Annotated in this window: 14 protein-coding genes and 1 tRNA gene; 4 read left to right on the forward strand and 11 right to left on the reverse strand. The window is 36.8% G+C overall.

The features are described 5' to 3' along the window. Positions 1–60 precede the first annotated feature (60 nt). Positions 61–417 (reverse strand): helix-turn-helix domain-containing protein, encoded by a 357-nt coding sequence (locus GN277_RS01675; protein WP_103900081.1) that lies wholly within the window; start codon positions 415–417, stop codon positions 61–63. A gap of 594 nt (positions 418–1,011) precedes the next feature. On the opposite strand from GN277_RS01675, the gene GN277_RS01680 reads away from it, so the two are divergent. Beyond that, positions 1,012–1,434: a sigma factor-like helix-turn-helix DNA-binding protein gene (locus tag GN277_RS01680; protein ID WP_159749281.1), complete on the forward strand. Its 423-nt coding sequence runs from the start codon at positions 1,012–1,014 to the stop codon at positions 1,432–1,434. After that, on the forward strand, positions 1,431–1,670 hold the full coding sequence (locus GN277_RS01685) for a helix-turn-helix domain-containing protein (RefSeq protein WP_159749283.1): 240 nt from the start codon (positions 1,431–1,433) through the stop codon (positions 1,668–1,670). The genes GN277_RS01680 and GN277_RS01685 overlap by 4 nt, the downstream gene beginning before the upstream one ends. A gap of 135 nt (positions 1,671–1,805) precedes the next feature. Here GN277_RS01685 and GN277_RS01690 read toward each other — a convergent pair whose 3' ends face one another. After that, positions 1,806–2,102 (reverse strand): hypothetical protein, encoded by a 297-nt coding sequence (locus tag GN277_RS01690; protein ID WP_204162688.1) that lies wholly within the window; start codon positions 2,100–2,102, stop codon positions 1,806–1,808. 106 nt (positions 2,103–2,208) lie between these two features. Between GN277_RS01690 and GN277_RS01695 the strand changes: the two genes are divergently transcribed. Together GN277_RS01695 and GN277_RS01700 are read left to right on the forward strand one after the other, a co-directional pair. Next, entirely contained in the window at positions 2,209–2,409 is a 201-nt protein-coding gene (locus tag GN277_RS01695) for a helix-turn-helix domain-containing protein (protein ID WP_039884107.1), read from the forward strand. A gap of 19 nt (positions 2,410–2,428) precedes the next feature. Beyond that, on the forward strand, positions 2,429–3,889 hold the full coding sequence (locus tag GN277_RS01700; protein WP_159749285.1) for a site-specific integrase: 1,461 nt from the start codon (positions 2,429–2,431) through the stop codon (positions 3,887–3,889). Between the two features lie 597 nt (positions 3,890–4,486). Here the strand turns inward: GN277_RS01700 and GN277_RS01705 are convergent. The 9 genes from GN277_RS01705 to GN277_RS01745 form a co-directional block, all read right to left on the reverse strand. Further along, positions 4,487–4,969: a TRADD-N-associated membrane domain-containing protein gene (locus GN277_RS01705; protein WP_159749286.1), complete on the reverse strand. Its 483-nt coding sequence runs from the start codon at positions 4,967–4,969 to the stop codon at positions 4,487–4,489. Positions 4,970–4,980: 11 nt separating this feature from the next. After that, entirely contained in the window at positions 4,981–5,241 is a 261-nt protein-coding gene (locus GN277_RS01710) for a hypothetical protein (RefSeq protein WP_159749288.1), read from the reverse strand. Between the two features lie 59 nt (positions 5,242–5,300). Beyond that, the gene (locus GN277_RS01715; RefSeq protein WP_159749290.1) at positions 5,301–6,266 is read right to left on the reverse strand and encodes an ORF6N domain-containing protein; all 966 of its coding nucleotides are present in this window, start codon (positions 6,264–6,266) and stop codon (positions 5,301–5,303) included. Between the two features lie 461 nt (positions 6,267–6,727). Further along, positions 6,728–6,801 (reverse strand) — tRNA-Arg (locus GN277_RS01720). Positions 6,802–6,934: 133 nt separating this feature from the next. Next, on the reverse strand, positions 6,935–9,442 hold the full coding sequence (locus tag GN277_RS29710; protein ID WP_244324554.1) for an NlpC/P60 family protein: 2,508 nt from the start codon (positions 9,440–9,442) through the stop codon (positions 6,935–6,937). A 190-nt stretch (positions 9,443–9,632) separates the two neighbouring features. After that, positions 9,633–10,508 carry a DUF3881 family protein gene (locus tag GN277_RS01730; RefSeq protein WP_159749292.1) on the reverse strand — a complete coding sequence of 292 codons (876 nt, stop codon included), beginning with the start codon at positions 10,506–10,508 and terminating at the stop codon, positions 9,633–9,635. 69 nt (positions 10,509–10,577) lie between these two features. Continuing rightward, entirely contained in the window at positions 10,578–11,864 is a 1,287-nt protein-coding gene (gene serS, locus GN277_RS01735; protein WP_159749294.1) for a serine--tRNA ligase, read from the reverse strand. A gap of 26 nt (positions 11,865–11,890) precedes the next feature. Beyond that, positions 11,891–12,424, reverse strand: coding sequence for a DUF4446 family protein (locus GN277_RS01740; RefSeq protein WP_159749296.1), 534 nt, complete (start codon positions 12,422–12,424; stop codon positions 11,891–11,893). A gap of 3 nt (positions 12,425–12,427) precedes the next feature. After that, a complete protein-coding gene (locus GN277_RS01745; RefSeq protein WP_159749298.1) occupies positions 12,428–13,342 on the reverse strand; it encodes a ParB/RepB/Spo0J family partition protein in 915 nt (304 codons plus the stop codon).

Genomic DNA, 13,342 nt, shown 5'->3' on the forward strand with positions numbered 1-13,342 from the left:
ACAAGCTTATAGACTATCGGCTCATTTTAATTTCAATCTTATTCTTGTAGGCAATAGAAGTTATTTATCTTCCATTTCCTTGTATTTGACAATACCATCCGCAACGCTTTCCATGATAACAAGGTCTGCGTCTGTAAAATTGTCAATTTTGCTTTCAAGCTGTCTTCGTCTGCTGCTTTTTGCCAGACTATCAGAGGATAAAAAGAACTCATCCACTGATACATTCAGCAGAGATACAAGGTCGTAAAGCACCTGTAAACTTGGGTGCTGCCCTTTATTCTCAATATTGGTTAAATAGCGTGGGTCAATCTCAATCATTGCTCCCACCTGTTCACGGGTCAAACCCTGTTTTTTACGGGCTTCTTTTATGGCAAGCCCAAACGCCCTGAAATCATATTTATCTTCTTTTTTACGCATAATACACCACCTCTGTACATTTTACTGTTCCTGTTGTAATAGTGACAGGTATAGAAAAACGTATTGCATAGTTGTACAGTTCCTATCATGCGTATTAAAGATAAAACTATGCTGCCGAAACGGAAATAAAAAAAACCGTTATTTGGCAGCATACTTTCCCTGCGTCAAAAATCACATCATCTTTTCCAGACGACGGTTTAACAAAAGCCGCCGTCTTTTTTTGCATGAAATATAGATGATTTTTAAAGTCTACTACTTTATACAGACAGCGGCTTACAGGAGGAAGCCGCTATGCAAAATATTTTCTTAAATATATCTACATTCGGTAAACCGTTAAAAAAAGCCATCCACCTACACTAGAAAAGTCTGACCCTCAATGTGGTTTTTCAGAATACATAGAAAGAACTATAGAAGCACACAAGCAGAAATATCGTCTGTTTGCGTGCTTTTTTAGTTGGAAGAAAAAGGTTTTAAATTTTTCTTCTCAAAACGCAACTGCACCCCCTGTCCTGTCGGGACTAAGAGCGAAAAGGGGGAAAGAAGCAGAAATTCCTATCAATTCGCTCCCTTTCAAGGCTGGAAAGGGGGTGAGAAATGATGAAGCCATCTGAATTTCAGACAACCATAGAGAATCAATTTGATTATATCTGTAAAGTCGCTATGGAGGATGAACGCAAAGACTATCTCAAAGCGTTGTCCAGACAGTGCAAACGGGAAACTCTGTTCTGTGATATGGACGATTATACCGTTAATTTGTTTTCTTCCGAAGACACCTATCCATCCCACTTCCATACTTTTGAAATGGACGGATTTACTGTCCGTATTGAAAACAGCCTGTTAGCAGAAGCGTTGGAAAATCTGGATGGAAAGAAACGTGACGTTATCCTGAGATATTATTTTCTTGGATTTGACGATACGGAAATTTCAAAAATTCTGGAAGTCAACCGTTCTACCATCCAGAGAAGAAGACACGCCGGACTGGAATTTATCAAAAAATTTATGGAGGACGAAGCATGACAGCAAAGCACCCTATGATTCCGTTTCCTGTGATTGTAAGGGCTGCGGACGGCGATATTGAAGCAGTCAATCAGATTGTACGCCATTACAGCGGTTTTATTGCCAGCCGTTCCATGCGTCCCATGAAAGACGAATATGGGAATACCCACATGGTTGTAGATGAAACCCTACGCCGCCGGATAGAAACACGTCTGATTGCAAAGATTTTATCTTTTGAAATCAGGGAACCAAAGTAAAAATAACGCTCTCCTGTGGAAGCATGGACAAGCTCATGCTTCCCAGACAGAGCTTGCCAGTCTATTAAAGTGCATTATCACCAGTGCATTTTAACAGGCTGACAAAGCCGGATTGTTCCTTGAAAAAGAAAGCGTCTAATCAACGCAGCATAAAGCAGCCGAATACGTTTCGATAGAAAGAGAGCCGTTGGGCTGGCACGCCGTGACCCACCAAAGGAGGGATGAAACCAGATAGCGATTCCTGCCAGCGTTCCATAAGCAGTTTGCCGCAGAGCTGCCGCCATGACCTTCTATCGTGATAATGATACTTCCGTACAGCCTTAGTCCGTGTGATGATGTAGCACCGATGGCAAAGGGTACGGCTGGATGAGAACCATGCAGGGGTGAGATTCCCATGAGCTTTAGCGAAAGCTGTTCGGCTGACTTACTCACAGTAAAATACACTGAACCTCTACAAAACTTTAATTTCCTGTGTTATACTCAAAGTGTTAGAGAGGTGTATTTTACTGTTACCATCATAGAAAGGAGCCTTAATCTTATGTTAGATGGTAAAGAGAATACACACGGTATTACAACGTCTGAAAAAAAGACATATACGGTAGATGAAATAGCAGCTCTTTTAAACATCAGTATGAAGTCGGCATATGCTTTAGTCAAAAGCGGTCAATTTCACTATATCAGAGCTGGCAGGATGATTAGAGTATCTAAAATATCTTTCGATAAATGGTTACACGAATAATCATTTAAGGAGAGATAATATGGCTTCAATCAAACAAAGAAAATCAAAATTTTCAGTTATTTACTGGTATATGGATGGTACAGGCGAAAGAAAGCAGAAATGGGACACCCTAGAAACCAAAAAAGAAGCAAAGGCACGAAAAGCGTTTATTGAATTTTATCAACAAACCTATGGATATGTTCTCGTCCCTTTAGAAGAACAATTCGCCCATCAGCGTGAGGAAGCAGAACAGGCAATAGATACCCCAGATGATGAAATCACTTTAAAGGAATTTCTTGTTACTTTTGTCAATCTATATGGCGTATCGAAGTGGTCTGCCAACACTTACAGCAGTAAATTGAGTTCAATTAACAACTATATCAACCCTATCATTGGAGATTGGAAATTAAATGAAATCACCACAAAAAAACTTTCTCAATATTACAATGACCTGTTGAGTGTTCCAGAAGTTCCTCGTGCTAACCGAAAAGCAACTGGTCGCTGTGTGCAGCCTGCCAACATTAAAAAAATCCATGATATTATCCGCTGTGCCTTAAATCAGGCTATCCGTTGGGAATATCTGGACAGCAAAATGCGGAATCCGGCTTCCTTAGCCACCTTACCCAAAGTACCAAAGGTAAAACGTAAGGTCTGGAATGTACAGACATTCAAGGAAGCAATCAAACTTGTGGATGATGATTTACTCCTGCTTTGTATGCACTTGGCATTTGCCTGCTCATTAAGAGTAGGTGAAATTACGGGGCTTACTTGGGATGATGTGATTATTGATGAAGAAGCTATTGCAAATAATAATGCAAGAGTTATCGTCAATAAGGAGCTGGCAAGAATTTCTCAATCAGCTATGCAAAAGCTGAAAGAAAAAGATATTATTAAAATTTTCCCAACCCAGAAGCCCCACTGTACTACAAGGCTGGTGTTAAAAACACCCAAAACAGAAACAAGTAATCGTACCGTATGGCTGCCGACAACGCTTGCTCAATTGCTGGTTCAATACAAAAAAGACCAGCAGGAATTGAAAGATTTTTTAGGAAGTGCCTATAATGATTATAACCTTGTTATTGCTCTTGAAAATGGGAATCCCGTAGAAAGCCGCATTGTTCGGGACAGATTTACAACGCTGTGTGAGGAACACAATTTTGAAATTGTTGTTTTTCACAGCCTACGCCATTTAAGCACAAAATATAAGCTCAAAATGACACATGGCGATATTAAGTCTGTTCAGGGAGATACAGGTCACGCCGAAGCAGAAATGGTAACGGATGTTTACTCTGAAATCGTGGATGAAGACAGACGGCTTAATGCAAAGAAGCTGGATGAAGAATTTTATGACACCCTTGATACAGAGAAACCCGAACACAATCTCCATTCAGAAGCACAGGAGCCTATCAGTGACAATGACAAACTTCTGCTTGAATTGCTAAAATCCATGACACCGGAAATGAAAGAAAAGCTCTTAAAAGAAACCCTTTCTAACTGTTAGCAAAGGGCTTTGTTCCAAACAAAAAAAAACTGCTAACCAAAAAGTGTTAGCAAATATCGTAAAAATCCATGAAATCATCATCTACCTTAAATGAGTGTTAGCAAGCTATCTTGCAAAATAAATGGCTTTTGGAAATTCCCACGGACATAAGCAGCTATACATTGCTTCCCTGTCCGTGATAACAAAAAAAGCTGTAAACCCTTGAAAACAAAGGCTTACAGCGTTGTTTACTGGCGTCCATGACAGGAATCGAACCTGCGGCGTTTCGCTTAGGAGTAGCCCCATTTGCTAGTAGGCAGCTCCCTCTTAGTGTTATCTAATCCCTTTATTTCCTTGCTTGTCACGGATTCAGAATGTTATCTCGTACCGACCTGTGACTGCTGATTTTAAGGTGTTTTAAATGCTCCTTTTAGCAGGCGATTAGCAAGGGGCTTGAATTTAGGGAAATGTTACGCTGTAAAACCTTTCCCGATTGATACCTGCATTTCACAATTAATTTCTAAATAGTTTCATCTGTTGCTTTTTTTCTTAATCTTTAAATCATAATCTTCAATTTTCAATCAAGGTCAAAATGCACCTATAATCTCAAAATGTAAATTACTTTCTTCTTTCACAATAATTTGTAACCATTTTATCAATTAATTTTTCCTGTGCTTTTTTATTATCTAGTGTCAAAATCATTTGCATATGCTTTTCACCTTCTTCACTAACAGATAATTGCTCAAAATACTGCAATTTACTTTTATTGCTCATAGTAACAAAGGCAAATATAATTGCAGAAATAAATTCTGTAACTATACCTGAAATAGCAGTAATTATGGCTATGTCTGTCTTTCCAACAAAAGCAAAAACTATACCTATAGATATTATACCAAACCCTGCCCAAATTATCTTTTTTGCAGTATCTATAATCATTTGATTCTGTTGAATTTCACTTAAATGGTATGCACTTGTTAAAGTTCGTGTAGCATTTTCTTCAACATTTAATATTTGTTGATTAGCAATAGTATGTATATTTTTACCAGAAACTCCATTTAACTCAGAATATATATTCAATATATTGTCTTTTGACTCTTCCAAAATTCATCCCCCTATTTATCCATACCTTGATTTTCAAATGCACCAATAATTAGAGGGTTAACAAATATAACATTTCCACAATGCATACATGTCATTGCTACTAACGGCATAATCTGTCCACCTAATTGAATATTTCCACTGTCATCCATTGTCATTGGGGAGACTATATTTCCATCAAAATTCCAATTATTGTGACCACACATAGGACAATTTTTATTAATCCACTTTTGATTTATTATATCTAAAAATTTTTGATTATTTAATTTATTCATGATTCTTATCTCCAACCTTTTATATTCTATAAATTTATTTTTCAAATATAATCGAAAAACTATTTCTCCGTTTCCAGTTCCAACCTTTGCAGGATGTCTTTGATGATGCCTGCATCTTGAATTAGATTGATTCCAAAACACTTTTTTCCCGCATCTTTCAAAGACGCTCCTACATGATAGGCTGTCACTCGGTCAAGAATCAAAAACCTGTCATGGAATACTTTGGTATACTTTATTTTCAGTGTCGGATACTGTGCATTGAAATTCTTAACATCAGCTTTCGTTAACTTTGTCTGCTCCTGCGTATAAATAGTTACTGCAACATCAGACTTTTTCTTTGAAAGCAGATTCAATGTCCCAACATCTACATATCCGTCTATCAGAGTGATTTCTTTCTCTGATTTTTGAATTAGACTTACTATCAGACTGAACGCATCATAAATCTGTCCGTCAAAAAATACCTTTTGACTGGATTCCTCATGTTCGGATATGTACTCAAAAACTCTCTCAAAACGCTCATCTGTTTCTGCTTGGTAATTTATCTGGCGAACCTCCATTGCATTTAACCTCTCATACAGCAAAGAGGTATTTGCCATATACTTCCGCATCTCCACAAAGGTGTCCATAATCCTACTGCTTACTCGGATAGCAACATCACTACGCAAAACCGCAGAAAGCATTGCAATTCCTTGTTCTGTAAAAACAAATGGCAGTTTCCTACGCCCGCCATATCCATTATCATCCTCCAAACTTGAAATCACAAATTGTGATTTCAAGTTTTCATATTCCTCTTTCGTCAGTTGAAATCGAAATCTTTCTGGAAATCTTGAAATGTTACGCTTTACTGCCTGATTTAATACTCTCGTTTCTACTTGATACAGCATCGCTAAATCACTGTCTATCATAACCTGCTGGTTACGGATAACATATATCATGCTTTTTATATCGGACTCTGCTGATTCAATACTTATTTCTTGGGTATCAGTATTTGCATTTGTCAGAGCTGTTTGTTCTGTATCAGCCATCTTTATCGCCCTTTCTATTTTGAAATGCCAGATTGAAACCTCAAAACTATGAGTAACTTGAAATCACAATTTGCGACTTCAAGTTCTGTTACTTCGTCTATCCATAAACTCGAAATTCCAAATCGGAATATCAAATTTTATGTACGCTTATTGTTTACATTTAGAGTATATCATACATTTTTTTATGAGGATAGCCATAATCTTGCCTTCATCTTGAATAAGTTTGATATCAAACATTTTTTCTGCATATTTTGAAGATGTTCCTACACAATAAGTTTTAACTTCGTCCCAACTTGTGACAAAGTTATAATCTTGAACTTGAAACTCTCGCCTTTTCAATTAGCAAGATTTTCAGCAAAATTTTTAGAATAATTAGCAGAAACGCCATTTTGATTAGCAAACTCAGATATAGTAAAATGCCGAAAACTCTGGAAATCCAGTGTTTTCGGCATTTCTGAAAGCGTCGCTAAGAGGATTTGAACCTCCGACCTACCGCTTAGGAGGCGGTCGCTCTATCCAGCTGAGCTATAGCGACAATCTATTAAACATTTGCACCTTAACTAATGCTTTATTATTATACTTCAACACCTGATAATTGTCAAACCTTTTACACAACTTCATACAATTATTTCATCGTTTCTCATATCTAAAGAAATAACAGACACCTGCTATTTCTTTAGATATACATCTGCATAACTAACACCCAATTCCAAAGCACTTGCATGGTCGTTTACATAGATATCAATGTGCTTCTCTTTAATTGCGCCGCCACAATCCTCCGCAGTAAACACATGCCCGCCAATAATAACCTGAGTCCCATAAGGAATAACTTTCGGGTCAACCGCTATAGTCCTTCCTTCAACAACTGGTGCCCCAGTAGCCGTAATTCCAGTCTCAACGTTACAACAGAGTTCACATGCACAATAATAAGTCAACTTAAATGTACCTAAATTTTTTCCATACATATCTTGTGTTGCATTCACATCATTAATACTTCCGCCTGCATATTCATAGCCATTATCCTTCAACACTCTTGTGGCCCATACTGCGTTTTCTTTATTCACATCAGACTGGACAATCCCCATATCTGTACTCATGGCTTCAATCGTTTTTCCGTCGCCTGCATACATAACAACATGGTAAATATTTCCGCTATTAGCATAAAAGATTAAATCACCTGGTAAAGCATCTTCTACTGGTATCTTCGTTCCATATTGTGCTTGATCCCGTGAGACTCTCGGCAGCTCATATCCAAACTGCTTATATATACTCTGCACAAACCCCGAACAGTCAGCCCCTTCTGTCAGACTTGTTCCACCCCACACATAGGGATTTCCCACAAACTGACCAGCAAATTCCACAATAGAGCTTCTTATCTCCCCACTTGGAATTCCAGATTTCGTTGATGTCAACGTATAATAACACGCTCTATTTTCTTCTGGTTTTATTTTTTCTTCTGCTAATGGAAATATATCTTCCTTCTTTTCCTCTACCAGTTTCGTAATTTCCTCGTTATGCTGAATCGTTTTTCTTTTGACAAAGCCTCGCACATCTCCAGATTCTACGTAAATCCATTCTTCACCTTTATCCTCTAGTATAAAGCATAATCCTCCTTTGGGAATGACACCGATTATTCGACTTCCTTCGTCTTTATCTTCCATCACTTCCACAGCTCCATCTTCGGCAAATCCATACTTTTTCTCTACAACTGTCTGATTCACAGTAGCTCTTAGATATGTATATGCATTGTTTTTCTGCCATGGCACCCATTCCTGCGCCATAGGTGCAGTATCTTCAATTCCTGTGTATTCCTGTTTTAGCTTTTCGGCTCTATCCTTTGCTTTCTTTTGATATATCTCCAACTGTTGTCCTGCTTCTTCACCGGTGATAACTTCCTCCGAACGCACAAAGCCGCGTACTCTCCCTGATTCGACATACAACCACTCATCTTCTTCCTTCAAAATATAAAGTAAACCATTTTTTCGCAGTTTTCCAATTACCCTTACTTCATCTTCTTTATCTTCTTCTGATACAATTGATTCTCGAATAATAATATCATTTTTTGCAAAGGCATATTTTCTTGCAACTGTCCAAAAACGATAATCCTCTACCACTTCAGGAAGCTTCACCAATTTTTGTTTTAATACAAGAGATGCATTTTTTATTTTTTCTGAAGATATTTTTTCCGGCTTTAATTTATTTGCATCAATATTTTCATTATTAAAATTTATATCCAATCCAGGTTTTAATTCCATTGACCCTGATGGTTTTGCCGAATTGGAATTATCTTCTGAATCAACAGATACATCAGGTTTTCCCGGTTTCCCTGATATGAGAGAATCCTCAGAATTGTCTGGATTACTCTGATCTCCCTTATTTTCAGAATCCTCAGATTGGCCTGGCTGTTCTAAATTGTCCGAATTCGTCGAACTATCCGGTTGTTCCGATTGGTCTGGATTTATTGTACTATCTGGATTGGCAGATTGTTCCGGATTATCAGTACCATTGGAATTGTCTGGAATTCCATCACCATTCGGTTGTTCTGGATTATCAGTACTATTGGAATTGTCTGGAATTCCACCGCCACTCGGTTGTTCTGGATTATCGGGACTATCGGAATTATCTGGTGCTTCAGAACTATCCGGTTGTTCTGGATTATCGGGACTAATAAGATTGTCCGAAACTCCTTCGCCATTCGGATAATCTGAATTCACTAGATTGTCCGAATTGTCTGCTAATACTCCTTTATCGGGTTGGATTATGCTATTGGTTTTGTCTGAATCGGATATTCCATTTTCATCTGGCTTCCCTGTTACATTACTTTCTCCTAAATTCTCCGATTCTTTTAATATTGCAGTCGTTCCTAATTTAGATGATAGTGTTTCTTCTTTAATATTTTTTACTGGTAATTTAGGGTCCGACGTGAACGAACTCACTGGAATTACTACCTTCTTTATACCATTTTCATCTGTACTGCAAACTTGGGTATGATATTTCTCAGCTTCTATTTTTTCTGAATAATTTATGGCAGGCACAGATACAGATACATTCCCAACAAATATTCCAACCATTCCAACTGCACATATTTTTTTAATTATACCCTGGTGAACACTGTCCTGTAAATTCTTCGGGTAAGCGGACTGCGTCCCACAAGGCTTTCTTCTCTGTTTATTCAAATACTTTTCTTCTTTCTATTTCAATTTATTTGCTTATTTTTACATTTTATAACATTTTATACCTAATTACAATACACCTTTTTTTTACCAAAATAATTTATTATTATTTATACCTCACAATTAAACAAAAATCAGGTAAAAAGTCATATAGTTATATCTCTGACTTTTCACCTGATTTTCTGGCTCATTTTTAGAAATTTATCCTTCCCTGCAGCCACATATTTCCTTTAAATCTTCTTCCGACTGCCGGATCACCAATCACACTTTTTACAGGTACACAAATATCAAACACTAGTTCATTAACGTCTAATCTCATTACGTAGATTTCTTCTCTTGTATATTCATTAATGATCCTCTGCAATTCCAATATTTCACCCATAATAGAATAATGATCACATTCAATTCCATAAGGCATAATGTAAGTATCGACAATACTGAACACATCTTCACTTACCAAGCGTTGTGACACTTTTGAATATGTATCAATATCATCCATTGTAAGACTTTCAATAGCAGCAGGATCTCCCGTCCTCGCTGCACTAACAAGCATCATTCTATTATGAATTTCTTCCTTCTGCCTTTTTTCCTGCTCTTTATCTTTTAATACAGGAAGTAGAATGGTTCCTCCATTACACAGTCCCGATAAAGTTACCGATTTATATTTTACAGAATTTTTTGCTTTCTGACGCTCTTTCAGTAATTCTACTGTATTTTGAAGGTGGAAAATTAAATTGATTCCCACCTTAACGTCCTCACATATTCCGGCATATGCTTCTCTGTCCATCCTTCTTTCTATATATACATCCGCATGGCTGGTAATTCCGGTTCCTAAAAAGAATGGGTAATAGTAATTTTTTTCAAATTCTTCATGAATATCTCTGTCACCAAACATTGCAATACCTATTCCGGCGCCATACTCCTTCTGATATTCACATATGTCCATTTCTTCATCCTGTGCAATCAAATCATGCTGTGTAAATGAAGTCTTTACTTGGGTAAGAATATTTTTCAATTTTCTTTTGCTGTTAATATTGCCAAATCCAATGGCATTCATATATTGATGCATATTATTTTCCTTATAAATGCAATTATTTAGGTACAAACACTTTATGGGGATGCCCACTTATTGTGCCGCTTATCTCTTAGGTATAAGAATCTCTGCACCTCCCATGTATGGTCTGAGTACTTCCGGAATCCTTACTGTTCCGTCCGCCTGTAGATTATTTTCCAAAAATGCAATTAACATTCTAGGAGGCGCTGCAACCGTATTGTTCAAGGTATGTGCAAAATATTTTCCTTCGCTTCCTTTCACACGAATTCCAAGTCTTCTTGCCTGCGCGTCTCCAAGATTTGAGCAGCTTCCAACTTCAAAATATTTTTTCTGTCTAGGTGACCATGCCTCTACATCACAGGATTTCACCTTCAGATCTGCCAGATCTCCGGAGCAGCATTCCAAAGTACGCACTGGAATATCCATGGAACGGAAAAGATCTACTGTATTCTGCCACAAATTATCATACCATTTCATACTTTCTTCCGGCTTACATACCACAATCATCTCTTGCTTTTCAAATTGATGAATTCTATAGACGCCTCTTTCTTCGATTCCATGGGCGCCTTTTTCTTTGCGGAAGCAAGGAGAATAACTAGTCAATGTCTGAGGAAGTTCTTCTTCTGGCAGCATCTTTCCAATGAATTTTCCAATCATTGAATGTTCACTGGTTCCAATTAGATAAAGGTCTTCACCCTCAATCTTATACATCATAGCATCCATTTCCGCAAAACTCATTACACCAGTTACTACATTGCTTCTAATCATAAATGGAGGAATACAATATGTGAATCCTCTGCCAATCATAAAATCGCGAGCATAAGATAATACAGCTGAATGAAGTCTTGCTATATCTCCCATCAAATAGTAGAAACCGTTCCCTGCAACTTCTCCTGCACTTTCCAAATCAATTCCGTTAAAACTGCCCATAATTTCTGTGTGATATGGAATCTCAAAATCTGGAACTATTGGTTCACCGTACTTTTGTATCTCAACGTTTTCACTGTCATCTTTTCCAATCGGCACAGAAGGATCAATGATATTCGGAATTGTCATCATAATCTTTTTAATCTTTGCCTCTACTTCTTTTTCTTGTGCGGACAGATTTTCTACCCTTTCTGCATTCTCCTGTACTTTTTTCTTTAATTCTTCTGCTTCCTCCTTTTTCCCCTGCCCCATACATGCACCAATCTGTTTAGAAATGGTATTACGTTCTGCACGAAGTCCTTCTACCTCCTGCTTAATATCTCTATTCCGCTGATCTAATTCTAATACGTCGTCCACCAGAGGTAATTTCTCATTCTGAAATTTTTTCTTTATATTCTCTCTCACTACATCTGGATTCATTCTTACAAATTTGATATCTAACATTTCTTTTTCCTCCTCATAAGTTTGTTTTATTTTTTTACATCCTTAACATCCATCTCATAATTTTCAAATATTGCTTTGTCTAATGCTTCTGCTTCTTCCTCAGCCAATTCAACATAGCTTTCACCTTTAATGATTTCTTTTATATAAGTATAACATCCTTCTCTACTGTGCATAGCATTCAAAATCCATCCACTATTATTCTTATCCAGCAGGGCAACTGCAAAACTTAGTTTTCCACCCATTTCATTAAAAGCATCATATTTTACAATACCTGTTTTTTGAAAACCTCTTTCATACTTTTTAAATAATTCTTTAATATCTGAACGATTCTGTTTTGTTATCTTAAGAATGGAATCTACTTCTCCAAATTTTTCTTTCAAACTTTCTTCTAAAGTTTTCCCATTTCTTCCTTTCATAAACGTATTATAGCTACTTTGTAATTTATTATATTTTACAGTAAGGTTTACATACAAAACAAATAATACGACAATCAATATTAATAGAAATAAAAGTATGAATGCCGGATCTATTCCTAATGTAACCAGTATCTTACTCTCCATATATTATTCTTCCCTTCGTATACTCATTATCATATCGAACATTCGTTCCAATTCTTTATCTGAATAATATTCTATCTCTATCTTTCCTTTTCCATTTCCTTTTGAAGAAATATTGACTTTTGTTCCCATTACTTCTTTTATTTTATCTTCAATATCTTTGTAGACAAATGGATTCTCTATTTGCTTCTTTTCTTTTGGTTTCTTGGGATTCTTAATGTCTTTAATCAGTTTCTCAGTTTCCCTTACACTTAGTTTCTCATCAAATATTTTGTTAGCAAGTATGTACTGCTGTTCTTTATTGTCGATTGCAAGTAAAGCTCTTGCATGACCTGTTGATATCATATCATCTATAATCATTTGTTGAACTTTTTCGTTCAGTTTTAATAGACGCATAGAATTCGTAACAGCAGTTCTGCTCTTTGAAACCCTTTCAGCAACTTCATCCTGCTTTAAATTAAATTCTTCCAAAAGCCTTTTAAATGCCATTGCTTCTTCAATCGGATTTAAATTTTCCCGTTGTATATTTTCTATTAGCCCAATTTCTATTATTTCTTGTTCTGAATATTTCTTAATAATTACAGGGACTTCTTTAATTCCAGCAATTTTAGCTGCCCTCCATCTTCTCTCACCTGCTATTATTTCATAATAATCATTTCTTTGTCTGACCAACAATGGCTGCAAGATTCCGAACTGTTTAATGGAATCAGCCAACTCTAATAAACCATCTTCTTCAAATTTCTTTCGCGGTTGTTCTCTATTGGGTTCTACCAGATTTATTTTCATCATCTGTTCTCCAGAGTTTGTTTCTAATTCCGGTTCACTTTTTGATGGTACTTCTGATTCCTTAGCTTTTGTTCCTCTATTATCAGGAATCAGACTGTCTAACCCTTTTCCCAGTCCTTTTTTCTTTACCGCCAT

This window comes from Sporofaciens musculi (assembly GCF_009830285.1).
In the GTDB taxonomy this organism is placed as follows: domain Bacteria; phylum Bacillota; class Clostridia; order Lachnospirales; family Lachnospiraceae; genus Sporofaciens; species Sporofaciens musculi.

What these genes read in the sequence shown, in the direction of transcription:
- GN277_RS01675 (WP_103900081.1), bottom strand. Translation starts at nt 417, where the DNA reads ATGCGTAAAAAAGAAGATAAATATGATTTCAGGGCGTTTGGGCTTGCC.
- GN277_RS01680 (WP_159749281.1), top strand. Translation starts at nt 1,012, where the DNA reads ATGATGAAGCCATCTGAATTTCAGACAACCATAGAGAATCAATTTGAT.
- GN277_RS01685 (WP_159749283.1), top strand. Translation starts at nt 1,431, where the DNA reads ATGACAGCAAAGCACCCTATGATTCCGTTTCCTGTGATTGTAAGGGCT.
- GN277_RS01695 (WP_039884107.1), top strand. Translation starts at nt 2,209, where the DNA reads ATGTTAGATGGTAAAGAGAATACACACGGTATTACAACGTCTGAAAAA.
- GN277_RS01700 (WP_159749285.1), top strand. Translation starts at nt 2,429, where the DNA reads ATGGCTTCAATCAAACAAAGAAAATCAAAATTTTCAGTTATTTACTGG.
- GN277_RS01710 (WP_159749288.1), bottom strand. Translation starts at nt 5,241, where the DNA reads ATGAATAAATTAAATAATCAAAAATTTTTAGATATAATAAATCAAAAG.
- GN277_RS01715 (WP_159749290.1), bottom strand. Translation starts at nt 6,266, where the DNA reads ATGGCTGATACAGAACAAACAGCTCTGACAAATGCAAATACTGATACC.
- GN277_RS01730 (WP_159749292.1), bottom strand. Translation starts at nt 10,508, where the DNA reads ATGCATCAATATATGAATGCCATTGGATTTGGCAATATTAACAGCAAA.
- serS (WP_159749294.1), bottom strand. Translation starts at nt 11,864, where the DNA reads ATGTTAGATATCAAATTTGTAAGAATGAATCCAGATGTAGTGAGAGAG.
- GN277_RS01740 (WP_159749296.1), bottom strand. Translation starts at nt 12,424, where the DNA reads ATGGAGAGTAAGATACTGGTTACATTAGGAATAGATCCGGCATTCATA.
- GN277_RS01745 (WP_159749298.1), bottom strand. Translation starts at nt 13,342, where the DNA reads ATGGCGGTAAAGAAAAAAGGACTGGGAAAAGGGTTAGACAGTCTGATT.